The sequence below is a fragment of the Pseudomonas sp. CCNWLW23 genome (assembly GCF_037095675.1).
GTDB classification, from domain to species: domain Bacteria; phylum Pseudomonadota; class Gammaproteobacteria; order Pseudomonadales; family Pseudomonadaceae; genus Aquipseudomonas; species Aquipseudomonas atacamensis.
On sequence record NZ_JBAWKM010000004.1, the window covers coordinates 183977 to 198878 of the forward strand.

The following is a 14902-nucleotide window of genomic DNA, read 5'->3' on the forward strand; positions in this document are numbered from 1 at the left end:
TTCGATATGCGAACGTGCCGTCGTGCTGTAACTGTTCTGGCTCTCAGCCTCGCGCCGCTTGCGGCGTGGGCTGCGGTTCCTGTGGTCGATGACAACTCCGGTTATAACAATAGCGGGAGCAGTTATCCGCCTGCGGGTTACGGTACGAACGGCGCCTATGCCGGGGGAGCGGCTTCGGCCCCTGCCTCGGCACAAGGCATGCTGTTCAACCAATTGCAACAGATGCAGGATCAGATCTCGCGCCAACAGGGCGTGATCGAAGAACTGCAGAATCAGGTTTCGCGCATGAAGCAGGAATCCCTGGAGCGATACCAGGATCTTGATCGGCGCATAGGATCCGGCGTTGCACCAGCCGCGACTCCCGAGAATTCTTCTGCCGGTGGCGATGCAAGTGCTGCCGCCGGTGCTGCCGCAGGCGCGGGTGCTGCTGCGGCAGCCCAGGCACCTGCCGCGGGTAGCGAACCGGCTGATCCGGCCAAGGAAAAGCTGTATTACGATGCCGCTTTCGACCTGATCAAAGCCAAGGATTTCGACAAGGCCAGCCAGGCCTTCGCCGCTTTCCTGCGCAAATACCCCAACAGCCAATACGCGGGCAACGCCCAGTACTGGTTGGGCGAAGTGAACCTGGCCAAGGGTGATCTGCAAGGTGCAGGTCAGGCCTTTGCCAAGGTTTCGCAGCTGTATCCCAAGCACAACAAAGTGCCGGACTCGCTGTACAAGCTGGCTGACGTAGAGCGCCGCCTCGGTCACACCGACAAGGTCAAAGGCATTCTGCAGCAGGTGGTGTCCCAATATCCGGGCACTTCCGCCGCGCAGCTGGCCCAGCGTGATTTACAGCGCATGTAAGCCTGTTCATCCGTGTTTTGAAGAAACCCGCGCTTGTCGCGGGTTTTTTCGTTAGAATTCACGCCCTTTTTCTGAAACACGCTTCTTGTGGTCTACGCGTTGGCGGGATTGCCTGAAGTGCCTGACGGAGGCGGACAGCCTGTTTAGCTGTTACGCCCGTGGCGACTATGCAAGACACATTGAGAATTACCGAAGTTTTCTACTCCTTGCAGGGTGAAACTCGGACTGCCGGGCTGCCCACGGTTTTCGTGCGCCTGACCGGTTGCCCGTTGCGTTGCCAGTACTGCGATAGCGCTTACGCGTTCAGCGGCGGCACCGTCCGCACCCTCGACGACATCCTTGAGCAAGTGGCCGGATATCGTCCGCGCTACGTTTGTGTCACCGGCGGTGAGCCGTTGGCTCAGCCGAACGCCATTCCTTTGCTTGAGCGGTTGTGTGATGCCGGTTACGAGGTGTCGCTGGAAACCAGCGGCGCCCTAGACGTATCCGCTGTCGATCCGCGTGTCAGTCGCGTCGTCGATCTGAAAACGCCGGGCTCGAAAGAAGCCCACCGAAACCGTTACGAGAACATCGAACTGCTGACCCGCGACGATCAGGTGAAGTTTGTCATCTGCTCGCGGGAAGACTACGACTGGGCGGTCTCCAAGCTGATCCAGTACGGTCTCGACGAGCGCGCCGGCGAAGTACTGTTTTCGCCGAGTCACCACGACCTGAATGCTCGGGAACTGGCGGACTGGGTAGTGGCGGACAACCTGCCGGTACGCCTGCAATTGCAGCTGCATAAATATCTTTGGAACGACGAGCCGGGGCGCTGAGATGACTGAACAACTGAACACCACTGAAAAACGTGCAGTCATTTTGCTGTCCGGTGGCCTCGACTCGGCCACCGTCGTGGCGATGGCACGCGCCGAAGGCTACGCCTGCTACACCATGAGCTTCGATTACGGTCAGCGCTCGCATGCCGAATTGCACGCTGCCGCCCGTGTGGCTCGCGATCTGGGTGTGGTCGAGCACAAGGTCATCGGGCTGAACCTCAATGGCATGGGCGGCTCGGCGCTGACCGACACCAGCATCGACATTCCGGAAGAGCTGGGCGAAGGCATTCCGGTGACTTATGTACCGGCGCGTAACACGGTTTTCCTGTCGTTGGCATTGGGTTGGGCCGAAGTGCTCGGCGCCCGCGACATCTTCATCGGCGTCAACGCAGTGGATTATTCCGGCTACCCGGACTGCCGTCCCGAGTTCATCGAGTCGTTCGAGCGCATGGCCAATCTGGCGACCAAGGCCGGCGTGGAAGGCAACGGCTTCCGCATTCAGGCGCCACTGCAAAACCTGAGCAAGGCGCAGATCGTTCAGGCCGGCGTTAAGCTCGGCGTTGATTACGGTCTGACGGTTTCCTGCTATCAGGCAGACGATGACGGCCGCGCCTGCGGCAAATGCGACAGCTGCCGCCTGCGTGCAGAAGGCTTCGCGGCGGCCGGTGTGGACGATCCAACCCCTTATTTTTGATTTTTTCAAAAAAGGTGTTGAATAGTCCTTAAAAATCAGTATTATACGCGCCACCACACAGCGGGTCGTTAGCTCAGTTGGTAGAGCAGTTGGCTTTTAACCAATTGGTCGTAGGTTCGAATCCCACACGACCCACCATATTTGGCGGTTTAGAAAATCCGGAAGGCCCACGAAAGTGAGGATTTCCGGGTTTTTTTTTGCCTGCAATTCGGGCGTTCGATGTTTCAGCGCGGCCACACCTGACGCAGGTCAGAATCATCTTTTGTATCAACGGGATATTCTGTAGCCTTGCGCAGCTTCAACGCTGTCCCGTGCCTGATGATACTCACTCTCCCGGCGGTACCCTCTAGTGGTCCGGAGCCGGGTGTATACTCGACTTTCGCGCGAATGCGCCTGCAGGTCTTGCGAACATGACGCAGATTTCCGAACGCCTTCTGGTTCAAGCCCACCTCGACGCCAAACAGCCGAAACCGCTGACGGCAGAAGAGGAGGCTTATTACCGTTCCGCCATCGCCGCCGAGCTCAAGGCTCAGGACGCGGTGCTGGTTGCCCACTTTTATTGCGATCCGGTGATTCAGGCCCTGGCCGAAGAAACCGGCGGCTGTGTTTCCGACTCCCTGGAAATGGCCCGCTTCGGCAACGCCCATCCGGCCAAGACCGTGGTGGTCGCCGGCGTCAAGTTCATGGGCGAGACGGCAAAAATTCTTAATCCGGAAAAACGCGTGCTGATGCCGACTCTGGAGGCGACCTGCTCGCTGGACCTGGGCTGCCCGGTCGACGAGTTCTCGGCGTTCTGCGATCAGCACCCGGAACGTACCGTGGTGGTGTATGCCAACACTTCAGCCGCCGTGAAGGCTCGGGCTGACTGGGTGGTGACTTCGAGCTGCGCACTGGAGATCGTCGAAAGCCTGATGGACAACGGCGAGACGATCATCTGGGGCCCGGACAAGCACTTGGGCACTTACATTCAGCGCAAGACCGGTGCCGACATGCTGCTTTGGGACGGTGCCTGCATCGTCCACGAAGAGTTCAAGTCCAAGCAGCTCGAAGACATGAAAGCGTTGTACCCGGACGCAGCGATTCTGGTGCATCCGGAGTCGCCGACTTCGGTGATCGAACTGGCGGATGCCGTCGGTTCTACCAGTCAGTTGATCGCCGCCGCGCAAAGCCTGCCGAACAAGACCCTGATCGTCGCCACCGACCGTGGCATCTTCTACAAGATGCAGCAGCTGTGCCCGGACAAGGTCTTCATCGAAGCGCCTACCGCCGGTAATGGCGCGGCGTGCCGCAGTTGCGCACATTGCCCATGGATGGCCATGAACACCCTTGAGCGCACGCTCAAGAGCTTGAAGGAAGGCACCAACGAGATCTTTGTCGATCCGGCGCTGATTCCCCAGGCGATCCGCCCGTTGAAGCGCATGCTCGACTTCACCCAGGCAGCGCGGATGAAGCTGGCCGGTAACGCCTGAGTGAACCCCTTGTAGGAGTGAGCCCTGTGGTGAGGGGATTTATCCCCGTTGGGTGGCGAAGCCGCCCTAAATCAAACACCGCGGCATATCAGGGATACCGCGTGGGCTCCTTTACGGCTGCTACGCAGCCGGACGGGGATAAATCCCCTCCCCACAGGGGGGACTCCTGAGTATGGAAATTATTTGCTCTTCTTCGGGATTCGCACCACACGGGTATCCGAATAGATGTCATGCCAGGTGCGCTTCTGCTTGTCGAACAGCGACCAGAAGAAACCCAGCCCGACACACAACCACGACGCGATCGACACCATAAAGCGCAGCAGCGCCTGCCACAGGCTGATCGCTGTGCCGTTGGCGTTCTGCACGCGGATGCCCCACACCTGCATGCCCAGTGTCTGCCCGCCATGGGTCCAGAACTTGGCGAAGAAGCCGAACAATACCAACAGCAGCACCGTGGAATACAGCGGGTCACCATCGAGCTGGCCGGCGTCGGTCATCACCCGCAGCCGTTCTTCGCCAATGATCGCGGCCTGGATCAACTTGTAGATGAAGCCGGTGACGATCAGCAGGGCGGTGCACAGCAGGAAGTCGTAGAACATCGCCGCCAGACGACGACCGAGAGCAACGGGAGGAAAGTCCCCTTGCGGCGTGAGCAGGTGTTTCGACATGGCAGCCTCAAGGCGTGAATGGAAGCGCCATTTTACGGATTAGCGCGCACAAAAAAGCCCCTGATATCAATATCAGGGGCTTTTTCGTATCAGAAGATCAGGCTTCTGCTTGTACTTCGTCAGCCTGCATGCCTTTCTGGCCTTGCACAGCGACGAAAGTCACTTTCTGGCCTTCTTTCAGGCTCTTGAAGCCGTTGCCCTGAATGGCGCGGAAATGTACGAACAGATCCGGACCGCTTTCTGGAGTGATAAAACCAAAACCTTTCTCGTCGTTAAACCACTTGACGGTACCGCTCTGACGTGTGGACATTTCTTATTTCCTTTGACGCATAAATTGATGACAGCCCCTTTCACATGAAAGAGTACTGGAGCTGGTTGCAAGGAGTAAGAAGACGTCGAGCGGGATGTAGCTAACTTGTAGGCTACTGCCCAGGTCACGATTCCAAGCTGACCCATGCAAACACAGTGGACAAACTCTACGCCAACTACGGGAGAAAAAACAAGCCCTGCAAAGGCCCCGGTTTTATTGCTCTTCATGGCAGTTCGTCAGCAAACTAGTTCCGTCTTGGACGATTGTCTGGTTCTATTTTCAGCAAACGTTATAAGCAACGTTCATATTCGAAACCGATGTTAAAAAACGCACTGTTTTATGGCGATTGCGTTACACATTAGTGCACGTATAACGCAATCGCGTTACTTATAGAAACAGTCGATCAACCGCGATAGTAGCGTTGTGGAACAAATGGCATTTTGCTTACAAGCATTTGCACCTTTTTCCCACGGACGATGGCCCACACGGGGGTATCGAGTGCGACGTAAGCGCTGTCGAGGTAACCCATCGCCAATGGCCCGCCCAAGGTCGGACCAAAGCCACCGCTGCAGACGCTGCCGATGATCTCGCCGGCCTCGTTGACGATCTCTGCGCCTTCACGCACCGGGGTACGCTCCTGTGGCAGCAGGCCGACACGTTTGCGTGCGACGCCGTTCTGTTGCTGCGCGAAGATCTGCTCGGCGCCCGGGAAACCGCCGGCCCGCGCTCCATCGGCGCGGCGGGGCTTGGAGATCGCCCACAGGAGGCTGGCTTCGATCGGTGTGGTCTCGGTGTTCATGTCATGGCCGTACAGGCACAGGCCGGCTTCCAGACGCAGCGAGTCGCGGGCGCCAAGGCCGATGGCCTGGACCTCTGGTTCGGCGAGCAGGGCGCGGGCGAGTTTCTCCGCTTCAGCGGCCGGTACCGAGATTTCGAAACCGTCTTCACCGGTGTAGCCCGAACGGCTGACAAAGCAGTCCACGCCCAGCAACGACACACGGTTGAACTGCATGAACGTCATCTTCGCCACGTCCGGCGCAAGACGCGCCAGCACGGTGACGGCTGCCGGACCTTGCAAGGCGAGCAGGGCGCGCTCTTCGAACAGCGCCGTAATGGTGCACTGATCGCCGATGTGTTTTTGCAGATGCGCGAGATCCTGATCCTTGCACGCGGCGTTGACCACCAGGAACAGCTCGTCATTGCCCAGATTCGCGACCATCAGGTCGTCGAGGATGCCACCGCTTTCGTTGGTGAACATCGCATAACGCTGCATGCCTACCGGCAGGTCGACGATGTCCACCGGCACCAGGGTTTCCAGGGCTTTGGCCGCATTGGCGCCGGTCAGACGAATCTGGCCCATGTGCGAGACGTCGAACAACCCGGCTTGCTCACGGGTGTGCTGGTGTTCTTTCATCACGCCGAGCGGGTATTGCACGGGCATGTCGTAGCCAGCGAACGGCACCATGCGCGCGCCGAGTTCGAGGTGCAGTGCGTGTAGCGGGGTTTTCGAGAGTTGTTCGGTGGACATGCGTGGCTCCTTTGAATTTGGGTTGCGGGTGAGAGGCAAGATCAAGAGCCCCTCACCCCAGCCCTCTCCCGGAGGGAGAGGGAGCTGGTTACGTTTGGCTGAGTTCGTAATCAGCATTCGATGATGTTGACCGCCAGGCCGCCGCGGGCGGTTTCCTTGTATTTGCTTTTCATGTCGGCGCCGGTCTGGCGCATGGTGCGGATGACTTTGTCGAGGGAGACGAAATGCTGACCGTCGCCACGCATGGCCATGCGCACCGCGTTGATCGCTTTCACCGAGCCCATCGCGTTGCGCTCGATACAGGGCACCTGCACCAGACCGCCGATCGGGTCGCAGGTCAGGCCGAGGTTGTGTTCCATGCCGATTTCCGCAGCGTTCTCGACTTGCTGCACGCTGCCGCCGAGCACTTCGCACAAGGCGCCGGCCGCCATCGAACAGGCCACGCCGACCTCACCCTGACAGCCGACTTCGGCGCCGGAGATCGAAGCGTTTTCCTTGTAGAGAATGCCGATTGCGGCAGCGGTCAGCAGAAAGCGCACGACGCCGTCGTCATTCGCCCCGGGAATAAAACGCATGTAGTAATGCAGCACCGCCGGAATGATGCCCGCCGCGCCATTGGTGGGCGCAGTGACCACGCGCCCGCCGTTGGCGTTTTCTTCGTTGACCGCCAGTGCATAAAGATTGACCCAGTCGAGCACCGACAGCGGATCGCGCAGCGCCGATTCCGGGTTCTTGCACAATTGCCGATGCAGCGCCGCCGCCCGGCGTTTGACCTTCAAGCCGCCCGGCAAAATGCCTTCGTTACGACAGCCGGCAGCGACGCAGTCCTGCATCACCTGCCAGATTTTCAGCAGGCCGGCACGGGTTTCCGCTTCAGGGCGCCAGGCGCTCTCGTTGGTCAGCATCACCTGACTGATCGACAGGCCATAGGTAGCGCAATGACCGAGCAGATCCTTGGCACTTTTGAACGGGAAGGTCAGCGGCGTGGCGTCTTCGACGATGCGATCGGCACCGGCCGCGTCTTCATCGACAACGAAACCACCGCCGACCGAGTAGTACTCGCGACTGCGGATCTGAATCCCCGCTGCGTCGAAGGCGCGAAAGATCATGCCGTTGGGGTGATAGGCCAACGGTTTGCGGATCATCGCCAGATGTTCTTTCTCGTTGAACGCGATGCTGTGTTCACCGAGCAGATTCAGTCGGCCATTGCCGCGAATTTCTTGCAGGCGCGCGGCGACGGTTTCGGTGTCGACAGTGTCCGGGTGTTCGCCTTCGAGGCCGAGCAGCACGGCTTTGTCGCTGCCGTGTCCTTTACCGGTAGCGCCGAGCGAACCGTACAGCTCGACACGGACGCTGGCGGTGCTGGTCAGCAGGTTTTCCCGGCGCAGCCCTTCGGCGAAACGCGCAGCGGCACGCATCGGGCCGACGGTGTGGGAACTGGAGGGACCGATGCCAATCTTGAACAGGTCGAACACGCTTAACGACATGAGTGGTTCTCCGGTTTCTTGTTATGGGGATTGGCGCAGTTTGACATCGGTGCAGATCCCTTGTGGGAGCGAGCCTGCTCGCGAAAGCGTCGGATCAGCCAACATTTACGCTGGCTGAAATGGCGCCTTCGCGAGCAGGCTCGCTCCCACAGGGGGATCTAGGGTGTTGCTGAAATCGGGGCCGATATTCAGCCCCTCATTCCATTAAGCGTAGCTTTCGATCGACGGGCAGGCGCACACCAGGTTGCGATCGCCGAAGACGTTGTCGACCCGGCCGACCGGCGGCCAGTATTTGCCTTCGATCAGCGACGCGACCGGGTACACCGCTTGCTCGCGGCTGTACGGGTGGGTCCATTCGCCAACCAGTTCCGCTGCGGTGTGCGGGGCGTTTTTCAGTGGGTTGTCTTCCTTGTCCAGCGTGCCGTTTTCCACTGCGCGGATTTCTTCGCGGATGCGGATCATCGCGTCGCAGAAGCGGTCCAGTTCTTCCTTGGATTCGCTTTCGGTCGGCTCGATCATCAATGTGCCGGCGACCGGGAACGACATGGTCGGCGCGTGGAAACCGAAGTCGATCAGGCGTTTGGCGACGTCATCGACGCTGATGCCGCTGCTGTCTTTCAATGGACGCAGATCAAGAATGCACTCGTGCGCCACCAGGCCGTTGCTGCCGGTGTAGAGCACTGGGTAATGCTCTTCGAGGCGACGGGAAATGTAGTTGGCATTGAGGATCGCCAGTTGCGAAGCGCGCTTCAGACCCGCGCCACCCATCATGCGGATGTACATCCAGGTGATCGGCAGAATGCTTGCGCTGCCGAACGGCGCCGCGCAGACCGCGCCTTCCTTGCGTTCCATCTGGCCGTGGCCCGGCAGGAACGGGGTCAGGTGCGATTTGACGCCGATCGGACCGACGCCCGGGCCGCCACCGCCGTGCGGGATGCAGAAGGTTTTGTGCAGGTTCAGGTGCGAGACGTCGCCGCCGAACTTGCCCGGTGCGCAGAGGCCGACCATGGCGTTCATGTTGGCGCCGTCGATGTACACCTGGCCGCCGTTGTCGTGAATGATCGCGCAGATTTCGCGGATGCCTTCTTCGAACACGCCGTGGGTCGACGGGTAGGTGATCATCAGCGCGGCGAGGTGTTCGCGGTGCTCGATGGCTTTGGCGCGCAGGTCTTCAATGTCGACGTTGCCACGGGCATCGCACGCGGTGACGACCACGCGCATGCCAGCCATTTGCGCGGTGGCCGGGTTGGTGCCGTGGGCCGACGACGGGATCAGGCAGATGTCGCGGCGCTCATCGCCACGGCTCTGGTGGTAGGCGCGGATCGCCAGGAGACCTGCGTATTCACCTTGTGAGCCGGCGTTCGGTTGCAGCGAGATCGAGTCGTAACCGGTGGCGGCGCAGAGCATCGCTTCCAGCTCATCGGTCAGTTGCTGGTAACCCGCGCTTTGTGCGGCCGGGGCGAACGGGTGCAGTGCACCGAATTCAGCCCAGGTCACCGGGATCATTTCGCTGGCGGCGTTGAGTTTCATGGTGCACGAGCCCAGCGGGATCATGGTGCGATCCAGTGCCAGGTCCTTGTCCGCCAGTTTGCGCAGGTAGCGCATCAGCTCGGTTTCCGAGTGATAACGGTTGAACACCGGGTGGCTGAGGATCGGCGACTGGCGCACCAGCGCAGCAGGAATGGTGCTCTGCACCGAGGCGGCCAGCGCAGCGAAATCCGGCAGGGTCTTGCCGTCGGCGAACAGGCCCCACAGGGTTTCGATGTCAGTTTGAGTAGTGGTTTCGTCGACCGACAGGCCCAGACGTTCAGCGTCGATCACGCGCAGGTTGATCTGCGCAGCGTGCGCTTTGTCGTGCAGCGCAGCGGTGTGCGCGCCGGTGGCGACGGTCAGGGTATCGAAGAAACTGGCTTGTTCAACTTGAGCGCCGAGAGTAGTAAGGCCCTTGGCCAGAATCGCGGTCAGGTGATGCACGCGGTTGGCGATCTGGGTCAGGCCTTTCGGGCCGTGGTAGACGGCGTACATGCTGGCGATATTGGCCAGCAGCACCTGGGCGGTGCAGATGTTCGAGGTGGCCTTTTCGCGGCGGATATGTTGCTCGCGGGTCTGCATCGCCAGACGCAGCGCCGGTTTGCCGAAACGGTCAACCGAGACACCCACCAGACGGCCCGGCATGTCGCGCTTGAACGCATCTTTGGTGGAGAAGTAAGCGGCGTGCGGGCCACCGAAGCCCAGCGGCACGCCGAAGCGTTGCGCCGAACCGATGGCGACGTCGGCGCCGAATTCACCGGGTGCGGTGAGCAGGGTCAGGGCCAGCAGGTCGGCGGCCACGGCCACCAGAGCGTTGGCGGCGTGGAAGCGCTCGGTCAGCTCGCGGTAGTCGAATACATCACCGTTGCTCGCCGGGTATTGCAGCAGTGCGCCGAAGAACGGCGTCACGTCAGTCAGTTCACGCTCATCGCCGACCACAACGTCAATGCCCAGCGGCTCGGCACGGGTGCGCAGCACGTCGAGGGTTTGCGGGTGGCTGTGGATCGAGGCGAAGAACTGGTGGCTGCCCTTGTTCTTGCTCAGGCGTTTGCAGAAGGTCATGGCTTCGGCAGCGGCGGTGGCTTCGTCGAGCAGGGAGGCGTTGGCGATCGGCAGGCCGGTGAGGTCGCTGATCATCGTCTGGAAGTTCAGCAGCGCTTCGAGACGGCCCTGGGATATTTCTGGCTGGTACGGGGTGTAAGCGGTGTACCAGGCCGGGTTTTCCAGCAGGTTGCGCAGGATCGGCGACGGCGTGTGGCAGTTGTAGTAGCCCTGGCCGATGTAGGTTTTGAACAGTTGGTTTTTGCCAGCGATGGCTTTGATCATCGCCAGGGCGTCGGCCTCGCTGAGGCCATCGTCCATGCCCAGCACGCTGGTGCCCTTGATGCTTTCCGGGATGACGCTGGCGCTCAGGGCTTCGAGCGAGTCGAAGCCGAGGCTGTTGAGCATGGCTTGCTCGTCACCGGCGCGCGGGCCGATGTGACGGGCGATGAATTCGTTGGCGGTGCCGAGATTGATGGCGGTCATGGTGTAACTCCTCAGGCTTCGACTTGGGCTTTGATCAGACGGTCGTAAGCGTCCTGATCAAGCAGTTTGCCAACAGCGGCGGCATCGCTTGGCTGGAAGCGGAAGAACCAGCCTTCGCCCAGGGGATCTTCGTTGACCAGTTCCGGGGCGTCTTGCAGCGCCGGGTTGACTTCCAGCACGTCGCCATCGAGCGGCATGTACACGCCGCTGGCGGCTTTCACCGATTCCACGGTGGCGGCTTCAGCGCCTTTTTCGTAAGCCTGCAGCTCAGGCAGTTGCACGAACACCACGTCGCCCAAGGCGTTCTGCGCGAATGCGGTGATGCCGACAGTGACACTGCCGTCGGCTTCGGTGCGCAGCCATTCGTGATCTTCAGTAAAACGCAACTCGCTCATGGGAACTCCTCAGGGGCCAGACTCGTCTGGTGGACGCGGTGGAAAGCTTGGGGCGGGGAAGCCCTTAATAGATGAGGAGGCAGGTAGCAAGAATGCGGCCAAGGTTGATTTATCTATATAAATCAATGGCTTGAGTTTTTTTGGTGTTTGTTGGGATGTTGCTGTTGTAGCGAAATCGCTACAGCTTGGGGCGAGGAGAAAAGCTGAACGGGATCAAAGCGTTGCGCAGCGCTGGTCACAGGCGGGTGTATCGATATCGTTCCGCTGTAGCGCTTTCGGTACAGGTGGAGGTCGTTTTTGGACGGATTTCGAATCCGCCATAAATCCTGTGGGAGCGAGCCTGCTCGCGAATACGGTGTGTCAGGCGCCAGCTATTTTGCTGATAGACCGCTTTCGCGAGCAGGCTCGCTCCCACATGGGGAATTTCCTGCAATAGGGATGCGCGGTAGTCATGGTTTATTGGGAATGCCGTATTTGCGCAGGCGATGGGCAATGGCGGTATGGGAGGTCTGCAAGCGGCTCGCCAGTTGCCGGGTCGAGGGATAGCTGACGTAGAGCTTCTCGAGCAGCGCTCTTTCGAACGATTCGACCGCTTGCTCGAGGCTGTCGACGTCGGTATCGGCCTGGCGCGCCACTGAAGTGCCGGCGATGTCGAGGTCGCCGATATCGACCAGGCTGCTCTCGCAAATCGCCGCTGCGCGGAAAATCACGTTCTGCAATTGCCGTACGTTGCCCGGCCAGCGATTGCCGAGCAGCGCCGGATAAGTGCCGGGCGCCAGGCGGCAGACCGGGCGCTGGATTTGCGCGCAGGCCTGCTGCATGAAGTAGCGCGCCAGCAGCAGGATGTCCTGACCGCGTTCACGCAGCGGCGGCACTTCGACGTTGAGCACATTGAGGCGATAGAACAGGTCCTCGCGGAACAGGCCTTCGCTGACCATTTTTTCCAGATCGCGGTGGGTCGCGCTGAGGATGCGCACGTTGACCTTTACTTCCCGATCACCACCGACGCGGCGGAAGCTGCCGTCGTTGAGAAAACGCAGGAGTTTGGCCTGCAAGTACGGCGACATCTCGCCGATCTCATCGAGGAACACCGTGCCCTGGTTGGCCAGTTCCATCAGCCCCGGCTTACCGCCACGCGCCGCACCGGTGAAGGCGCCGGGGGCGTAGCCGAACAGTTCGCTCTCGGCGAGGTTCTCCGGCAGCGCCGCGCAGTTGAGGGCGAGAAACGGAGCGCTGTGCCGTGCACTGATGGCATGGCAAGCGCGGGCGACGAGTTCTTTACCGGTACCGGTTTCGCCTTGAATCAACAGCGGTGCATCAAGGGCGGCGACGCGTTGCGCGCGGGCCTTGAGTGTGCGGATCGCCGGAGACTCGCCGAGCAGCGCGTCGAAGCCTTCGGCGTGATCGTGGTGCAGTGCCGAGAGTTGTTCGCCAATGCGGTTCGGTTGATACAGGGTCAGCAGGGCGCCGGCGTCGGTGATCGGCGTGGCGTCGAGCAACAGGGTCTGGCCATTGACAGTGATTTCGCGCAGCGGCAGGCGAAAGCCGTTTTCCAGCAGGGTATCGAGCAGGCCGGGATCATTGAACAGCGCCGAGACGCTTTCGCCGGCCGGTTCGCGACCGTACAGGGCAATCAGCGCCGGGTTGGCCAGCAGCACCTTGCCGGCGCTGTCGAGGGCCAGCACCGGGTCAGTCATCGCCGCGAGCAGGGCATCTAGCTGCAAGTGCCGGCGCTGGCCGGGGAGGATATCGACCACGGTCACCGCTTCCACGCCGAGCACGCGAAACAGCGCATCTTTCAGTTCTTCGAGCACTTGCGGACTGAGGGTCGGCGCGTCGATGTAGACGTTCGGCGGGATCATCTCCACCGCATCCAGATTGAGATTGCGCCCACCGAGGATAGCCAGGACTTCCTGGGTGATGCCGACGCGGTCGATGAAGCTGACGTGGATACGCATGGGGGCGGTTCAGTGATCTGCAGAGCGGAGGGGGGCAAGTATGCCTTAAATCAAAAACCCCCTCACCCCAGCCCTCTCCCGGAGGGAGAGGGAGCAGACCGAGGTGTCTGGGGTTATGCATCGACCTGAAAGTACCGGGCGATTATGGATTCAGTGATGCAGGATCAGGTCGACGCAATGCTGCAGCATCCCCCAATCGGTTCCCTCTCCCTCTGGGAGAGGGCTAGGGTGAGGGGCTTTTGATTTTTATTCGAAATGCTCGAGATTGACCGGATCCCCCGACTGCATATTCAACTTCTGCCGAATGTCTTCAAACATCAGATCGTAATGCTTGTGCACCGAACCGATCTGGCTGTGGGTCTTGGGGATGCCGTACTTCTCGGCGATCCGCGTGACATCGCGGGCGAAGTTGTAGGCCTCTTCCTTGGGCAGGAAAAACGTCTCCTTCATGTCCTTGCCCTGCATGCTGCCGTGCAGGGTGAACTGAATCCCTTTGCCTTTCTGCGGATCGGTGAACACTTCATAGTCCAGATGCACGTTGTAATTGACGTCATCGTCGGTCAACGCGTGCCGCTCGATGTGCAGATGACCGGGTTCGAACTGGGCCATTGAGCTACTCCTTTCAAGGCATGGAAGCGGGGCAGGCCTTGAGCCTGCCCCGGCGTTTATTGTTATCGGTAGCTGATCCCCGGCTTCGCCGTGCTGACCCGCGTACCGGCGGTGCCCTGGACGATGGCTTCGATATCGGCCAGCGAACCGATCACCGCGACCTTGCCAGTATGGCGTGCGAATTCGCAGGCTGCCTGCACCTTCGGTCCCATTGAGCCTGCGGCGAAACCGAGACGTTCGAGTTCGTCCGGGTGGGCTTCGGCGATGGCTTTCTGGGTTGGTTTGCCATAGTCGATAAAAGCCGCGTTGACGTCGGTGGCAATCACCAGCAGGTCGGCTTCCAATTGCTCGGCAAGCAACGACGAACACAGATCCTTGTCGATCACCGCCTCGATACCCTTGAGGTTACGGTTTTCGTCATACATGGTCGGAATACCGCCGCCTCCGGCGCAGATGACGATGCTGCCCTTGTCCAGCAGCCACTTGATCGGACGGATTTCGAAGATGCGTTTCGGCCGTGGACTGGCGACGACGCGGCGGAATTTGTCGCCATCGGCAGCAATTGCCCAGCCTTTCTCGGCGGCGAGTTTTTCCGCTTCGGCTTTCTCGTAGACCGGGCCGATCGGCTTGGTCGGGTTCTTGAAAGCCGGGTCATTGGCGTCGACTTCGACCTGGGTCAGGAGTGTGGCGAACGGCACTTCGAAGTCGAGCAGATTGCCCAGTTCCTGTTCGATGATGTAGCCGATCATGCCTTCGGTTTCAGCGCCGAGCACGTCCAGCGGGTAGGGGGTGACAGAGGTATAGGCCGCCGCTTGCAGCGACAGCAGACCGACTTGCGGGCCATTGCCGTGAGCGATGACCAGTTGGTTGCCGGGATGGATCTTGGCGATTTGCTCGGTGGCGATGCGGATGTTGGCGCGCTGGTTGTCAGCGGTCATCGGCTCACCACGGCGGAGCAGGGCGTTACCGCCCAGGGCTACGACGATACGCATGGTGCAATCCTTCTAAGCAGAGGAATGGCAAACGACTCGATCTCCCTGTCGGAACCGATATCCCTGTGGGAGCG

The 14902-nt window shown here is 60.3% G+C and carries 13 protein-coding genes and 1 tRNA gene; 5 read left to right on the top strand and 9 right to left on the bottom strand.

Annotated elements, in window-relative coordinates:
- The first annotated feature begins 6 nt into the window (after positions 1-6).
- The 5 genes from ybgF (at position 7) to nadA (ending at position 3824) form a co-directional block, all read left to right on the top strand.
- Entirely contained in the window at positions 7-846 is an 840-nt protein-coding gene (gene ybgF, locus V8J63_RS07905; protein WP_024014085.1) for a tol-pal system protein YbgF, read from the top strand.
- Between the two features lie 167 nt (positions 847-1013).
- Positions 1014-1661, top strand: coding sequence for a 7-carboxy-7-deazaguanine synthase QueE (queE, locus tag V8J63_RS07910; protein WP_336463861.1), 648 nt, complete (start codon positions 1014-1016; stop codon positions 1659-1661).
- Position 1662: 1 nt separating this feature from the next.
- Positions 1663-2355, top strand: coding sequence for a 7-cyano-7-deazaguanine synthase QueC (queC, locus tag V8J63_RS07915; protein WP_039758175.1), 693 nt, complete (start codon positions 1663-1665; stop codon positions 2353-2355).
- Positions 2356-2417: 62 nt separating this feature from the next.
- Positions 2418-2493, top strand: a tRNA-Lys gene (locus V8J63_RS07920).
- Positions 2494-2765: 272 nt separating this feature from the next.
- The gene (nadA, locus tag V8J63_RS07925) at positions 2766-3824 is read left to right on the top strand and encodes a quinolinate synthase NadA (protein WP_016773509.1); all 1059 of its coding nucleotides are present in this window, start codon (positions 2766-2768) and stop codon (positions 3822-3824) included.
- 179 nt (positions 3825-4003) lie between these two features.
- Here nadA and V8J63_RS07930 read toward each other — a convergent pair whose 3' ends face one another.
- The 9 genes from V8J63_RS07930 to arcC all read right to left on the bottom strand — a co-directional run bounded on the left by V8J63_RS07930 (position 4004) and on the right by arcC (position 14828).
- On the bottom strand, positions 4004-4492 hold the full coding sequence (locus tag V8J63_RS07930) for an RDD family protein (RefSeq protein WP_024014082.1): 489 nt from the start codon (positions 4490-4492) through the stop codon (positions 4004-4006).
- A gap of 97 nt (positions 4493-4589) precedes the next feature.
- Positions 4590-4802 (bottom strand): cold-shock protein, encoded by a 213-nt coding sequence (locus tag V8J63_RS07935; protein ID WP_003227496.1) that lies wholly within the window; start codon positions 4800-4802, stop codon positions 4590-4592.
- 403 nt (positions 4803-5205) lie between these two features.
- Positions 5206-6330 (bottom strand): glycine cleavage system aminomethyltransferase GcvT, encoded by a 1125-nt coding sequence (gene gcvT / locus V8J63_RS07940; protein ID WP_123443684.1) that lies wholly within the window; start codon positions 6328-6330, stop codon positions 5206-5208.
- 110 nt (positions 6331-6440) lie between these two features.
- Entirely contained in the window at positions 6441-7817 is a 1377-nt protein-coding gene (locus V8J63_RS07945) for an L-serine ammonia-lyase (RefSeq protein ID WP_016773512.1), read from the bottom strand.
- Positions 7818-8021: 204 nt separating this feature from the next.
- Positions 8022-10874 carry an aminomethyl-transferring glycine dehydrogenase gene (gene gcvP / locus V8J63_RS07950; protein ID WP_336463862.1) on the bottom strand — a complete coding sequence of 951 codons (2853 nt, stop codon included), beginning with the start codon at positions 10872-10874 and terminating at the stop codon, positions 8022-8024.
- Between the two features lie 11 nt (positions 10875-10885).
- The gene (gene gcvH / locus V8J63_RS07955) at positions 10886-11269 is read right to left on the bottom strand and encodes a glycine cleavage system protein GcvH (RefSeq protein ID WP_336463863.1); all 384 of its coding nucleotides are present in this window, start codon (positions 11267-11269) and stop codon (positions 10886-10888) included.
- Positions 11270-11718: 449 nt separating this feature from the next.
- Positions 11719-13227 carry a sigma-54-dependent transcriptional regulator gene (locus tag V8J63_RS07960; protein WP_110602522.1) on the bottom strand — a complete coding sequence of 503 codons (1509 nt, stop codon included), beginning with the start codon at positions 13225-13227 and terminating at the stop codon, positions 11719-11721.
- Positions 13228-13473: 246 nt separating this feature from the next.
- Positions 13474-13836 (bottom strand): DUF5064 family protein, encoded by a 363-nt coding sequence (locus V8J63_RS07965; protein WP_042607276.1) that lies wholly within the window; start codon positions 13834-13836, stop codon positions 13474-13476.
- A gap of 62 nt (positions 13837-13898) precedes the next feature.
- Positions 13899-14828, bottom strand: a complete 930-nt coding sequence (arcC, locus tag V8J63_RS07970; protein ID WP_122700292.1) for a carbamate kinase — start codon at positions 14826-14828, stop codon at positions 13899-13901.
- Positions 14829-14902 lie beyond the last annotated feature (74 nt).

Coding starts and splice junctions, on each gene's coding strand:
- queE (WP_336463861.1), top strand. CDS start 1,014: ATGCAAGACACATTGAGAATTACCGAAGTTTTCTACTCCTTGCAGGGT.
- V8J63_RS07960 (WP_110602522.1), bottom strand. CDS start 13,227: ATGCGTATCCACGTCAGCTTCATCGACCGCGTCGGCATCACCCAGGAA.
- V8J63_RS07965 (WP_042607276.1), bottom strand. CDS start 13,836: ATGGCCCAGTTCGAACCCGGTCATCTGCACATCGAGCGGCACGCGTTG.
- ybgF (WP_024014085.1), top strand. CDS start 7: ATGCGAACGTGCCGTCGTGCTGTAACTGTTCTGGCTCTCAGCCTCGCG.
- V8J63_RS07930 (WP_024014082.1), bottom strand. CDS start 4,492: ATGTCGAAACACCTGCTCACGCCGCAAGGGGACTTTCCTCCCGTTGCT.
- gcvH (WP_336463863.1), bottom strand. CDS start 11,269: ATGAGCGAGTTGCGTTTTACTGAAGATCACGAATGGCTGCGCACCGAA.
- gcvT (WP_123443684.1), bottom strand. CDS start 6,330: ATGTCCACCGAACAACTCTCGAAAACCCCGCTACACGCACTGCACCTC.
- arcC (WP_122700292.1), bottom strand. CDS start 14,828: ATGCGTATCGTCGTAGCCCTGGGCGGTAACGCCCTGCTCCGCCGTGGT.
- nadA (WP_016773509.1), top strand. CDS start 2,766: ATGACGCAGATTTCCGAACGCCTTCTGGTTCAAGCCCACCTCGACGCC.
- gcvP (WP_336463862.1), bottom strand. CDS start 10,874: ATGACCGCCATCAATCTCGGCACCGCCAACGAATTCATCGCCCGTCAC.
- queC (WP_039758175.1), top strand. CDS start 1,663: ATGACTGAACAACTGAACACCACTGAAAAACGTGCAGTCATTTTGCTG.
- V8J63_RS07945 (WP_016773512.1), bottom strand. CDS start 7,817: ATGTCGTTAAGCGTGTTCGACCTGTTCAAGATTGGCATCGGTCCCTCC.
- V8J63_RS07935 (WP_003227496.1), bottom strand. CDS start 4,802: ATGTCCACACGTCAGAGCGGTACCGTCAAGTGGTTTAACGACGAGAAA.